This is a genomic window from Bradyrhizobium sp., from assembly GCF_019244115.1.
GTDB lineage: Bacteria > Pseudomonadota > Alphaproteobacteria > Rhizobiales > Xanthobacteraceae > Bradyrhizobium.
The window spans coordinates 1-3,714 of sequence record NZ_JAFATE010000441.1 but is presented as its reverse complement, the minus strand read 5'-3'; the positions used below and the strand labels follow the sequence as shown (position 1 = coordinate 3,714).

Genomic DNA, 3,714 nt, shown 5'->3' with positions numbered 1-3,714 from the left:
CCACCCAGATCGAGAGCCGCCTGAAGCGGATTCTCCGCTAAAGCGCGATGAAGTTAAGTTGAATCGAATGCACCCGCGAGCACGCTCTTCTCCCCTCCCCCTTGCGGGGAGGGGTCGGGGGCGGGGGTCCCCGGATTCAGTTGATCGTGTGGTACCCCCCTCCCCGGCCCTGCCCCGCAAGGGAGGAGGGAGCGCACCTCCGATGCGGCACCAATCGAACCTCATTTCATCGTGCTCCAGCGCTGATCCCAAGGCGAGCAGTCCGGACCGGATTTCATGACGACATCATCCACGCTCGCGCGGGCATCGGATCGGGCCAAGCCACATCGCGCGCGATTGTGGCGCCTGCTCGATCCCGACGAGGCGACGCTCGCCGTTCTGCTGCTTGCGCCGGCGGCCATTCTGCTCGCCGTGGTGATCGGCTATCCCGTCCTAAAACTGATCTATACGAGCTTCCTCGACCTGTCGCTGACTTCGGGAATGCCGGCGCGCTTTGCCGGGCTCGCCAATTTCCGGGCGATGATCGAGGATCCGGTGTTCTGGCAGGCGACCGGAAACACCATCCTCATCACGCTGATCACCGTTCCCGGCGCGCTGGTGGTCGGGCTCGCGCTGGCGCTGCTCGCCAACCTGCCCTTCCGGATGCGCTGGCCGGTGCGGCTATCGCTGCTGATTCCCTGGGCGCTGCCGCTGTCCTTCGCCGGCCTGATCTTCGCCTGGTTCTTTCATTCCGAATACGGCATCGTCAACGACGTGCTGCGCAGGATCGGTCTCTCCGGCGTGATCTGGTTCAATTCGTCGCCGCTCGCCTTTGCCGCGATCTGCATCGCCATCACCTGGAAGGCATCGTCATTCATGGCGATGATCATTCTCGCCGGCCTGCAGACCATTCCGAGGTCGCTCTATGAGGCGGCGGATGTCGACGGGGCCGGGCCGGTGCGAAAGTTTTTCGAGATCACGCTGCCACTGCTGAGGCCGACGATCGCGGTGGCGCTGATCTTCCGGACCATCACCGCGCTGCAGACTTTTGACATCCCCTACATGATGACGGGCGGCGGCCCGGGCACGTCGACGGCGACGCTGGCCATGTATATCCATCAGAACACCGTCTCGTTTCTCGATCTCGGCTATGGTTCGGCGCTCGCGGTGGTCATGTTCATCATCTCCATGGCCGCGACTGCCCTCTATCTGCGCATGATGCGCGGCGGCGAGGGCATCGCATGACCGCGGCGACCGTTTCGACGACCGGATCGCTGCTGTCGGGCAAGCCGCTGCGCGCGCTGGCGGCGCTGATCCTCATCGTCAACGGGCTGTTTCCGGCGCTGTGGATTCTTCTCACCTCGTTCAAGACCGAGGCGGAGCTCACGCAAAAGCCAATCACCTGGCTGCCGCACGCGCCGACGCTGCGGAACTATCTTCAGGCGTTCTCCGATCAGCCGCTGCTCACCTTCCTGTTCAACAGTTTCATGGTCGCGCTGCTGTCGACTATCCTGACGCTCTTCATCTCCGTTCTGGCCGCCTATGCGCTGGCGCGGCTGAATCTGCGCTTTCGCGACCTGATCATGTCGCTGATCATCGCGGTCTCGACCTTTCCGCTGGTTACGCTGCTGGTGCCGCTGTTCGAGACGATGCGGGCGCTCGGCCTGCTCAACACCTGGACGGCGCTGATCCTGCCTTACACGGTGCTGAGCCTGCCGGTCTGCACGCTGGTGCTGACGTCGTTCTTCGAGAGCATTCCGCGCGACCTGGAAAATGCCGCCATGGTCGACGGCTGCACGCGCCTTGGCGCGCTGTTCAGGATTGTGGTGCCGTTGTCAGCGCCGGGCCTGTTCACGGCCGGCATTCTCGCTTTCGTCAATTCCTGGGACGAGTTTCTGCTGGCCCTGTCGTTCAATTCCAATCCGGCGCTGCGCACGCTTCCGGTTGGTATCCAGCTCTACCAGGGCGAATTTGCCTTCCCCTGGCCGGTGATATCAGCCGCGCTGGTCGTCGGCATCGTGCCGGTCGCGATCCTGATCGTGATCTTCCAGGAACGCGTGGTCTCCGGCTTGACGGCCGGCGGCCTGAAGGGCTGAAGGTTTGAGCAAAGGCAAAGGTTGTTTCGCAATGACAGACTACGAGTCCGTTCGTTACGCCTCGCTGGCCGGCCGCAACGTGCTGATCACCGGCGGGGCCTCGGGCATCGGCGCCGAGATGGTCAAGGCGTTCGCGTCCCAGGAATCGACCGTATCGTTCCTCGACATCGACGCGCAGGCGGGCGCGGCGACGGCGGCGGCGACAGGCGCGGAGTTCATCCATTGCGACCTGACCGACATCGCCGCCCTGCGCAGCGCGGTTGCGCGCGTCGAAGACGAGCGAGGCCCCGTCGCGGTGCTGGTCAACAATGCGGCCCGCGATGACCGCCATGCCATGGCCGAGGTCGAGGTGGAGGCCTGGCGGCGCACGCTGGCGCTCAACCTCGATCACCAGTTCTTCGCGAGTCAGGCAGTGAGCAAAAGAATGTCTGGGGCGGGTCGAGGATCGATCATCATGTTCGGCTCGGTCTCCTGGATGCGCGGCATACCGGGCATGGTCGGTTATACGGCGGCCAAGGCCGCCATCAACGGCATGACCAAGACGCTGGCCCGTGAGCTCGGCCCGGGGGGCATCCGCGTCAATTGCATCGTGCCCGGGGCAATCGTCACCGAGCGCCAGCAGCGCCTTTGGGCGACGCCCGAGAGCAATCAGCGGTTCATCGATAACCAGGCGCTCAAATTCCGGCTCGATGGCTCGCACGTGGCGCGCGTCGCGCTGTTCCTCGGCTCCGACGAGAGTTCTGGCTGCACCGGGGCGAACTTTGTCGTCGACGCCGGCCTGACATGAGAACCGATAAATGGACATGAAACTCGAAGCCACCGAAGCGGGCTTCACCCTCTCCCTGAACGGCCGGCCGATCCTTAAGCACAGCGCCGCGAACCCGTGCATTTTCGTCGGACGCGGCAATGATCGCATCGAAATGCACCGCGGTCGTTTTGAGATCGAGGACCGCCTCGTCGAGCGCTGTCCGCTTGGTCACGCCGAGATCGACGGTGAGCGCATCATGCTCGCGCCAGGCAAGGGACAGGTGCCGCGGCTGATGCTCACCCTCGAGAAGAATGCGATCGCGTTGCAGGCGACGGATTCGTCCATCAACCGGCTCTGGATCCGAATCGCGGCCGATCCGGATGAGCACGTCTGGGGCGGCGGCGAGCAGTTTTCCTATTTCGACCTGCGCGGCCGGCGGTTTCCACTGTGGAGCTCCGAGCCCGGCGTCGGGCGCGACAAGATGACGGAGATCACATTCAAGGCGGACAAGACCGACAAGGCGGGCGGCGACTATTATCAGACCTACTATCCGCAGCCGACCTATCTGTCCTCGGCGCGTTATGCGCTTCACGTCGCAACGTCGGCTTATTGCGCCTTCGATTTCCGCGACGACGCCTTTCACGAGATCGAGGCCTGGGCCGTTCCGGAGCGCATCGAGCTGTTTGCCGCAGCATCGTTCCTCGAACTGGTCGAGATGCTGTCGGGTCGCTTCGGGCGCCAGCCGCCGCTGCCGGAATGGATCTATGGCGGTGCGATCATCGGATTGAAGGACGGAGCCAATTCGTTCGAGCGGCTCGAGCGGATGCGCGCCGCCGGCGTCAAGGTCGCCGGCCTCTGGTGCGAGGACTGGGTCGGAGTCCGGCCGACCGC

General features: G+C 64.1%; 3 protein-coding genes and 1 pseudogene. All 4 read left to right on the top strand.

The genetic code is table 11. The features are described 5' to 3' along the window. Window positions 1-276: 276 nt before the first annotated feature. On the top strand, window positions 277-1,224 hold the full coding sequence (locus JOZ76_RS19435) for a carbohydrate ABC transporter permease (RefSeq protein WP_291700910.1): 948 nt from the start codon (window positions 277-279) through the stop codon (window positions 1,222-1,224). Next, window positions 1,221-2,075 carry a carbohydrate ABC transporter permease gene (locus tag JOZ76_RS19430; protein WP_291700908.1) on the top strand — a complete coding sequence of 285 codons (855 nt, stop codon included), beginning with the start codon at window positions 1,221-1,223 and terminating at the stop codon, window positions 2,073-2,075. Before JOZ76_RS19435 ends, JOZ76_RS19430 begins: the two co-directional genes overlap by 4 nt. 31 nt (window positions 2,076-2,106) lie before the next feature. After that, window positions 2,107-2,862 (top strand): SDR family NAD(P)-dependent oxidoreductase, encoded by a 756-nt coding sequence (locus JOZ76_RS19425; RefSeq protein WP_291700906.1) that lies wholly within the window; start codon window positions 2,107-2,109, stop codon window positions 2,860-2,862. Between the two features lie 16 nt (window positions 2,863-2,878). Further along, window positions 2,879-3,714: pseudogene (locus JOZ76_RS19420) on the top strand (alpha-glucosidase); the annotation flags it as partial.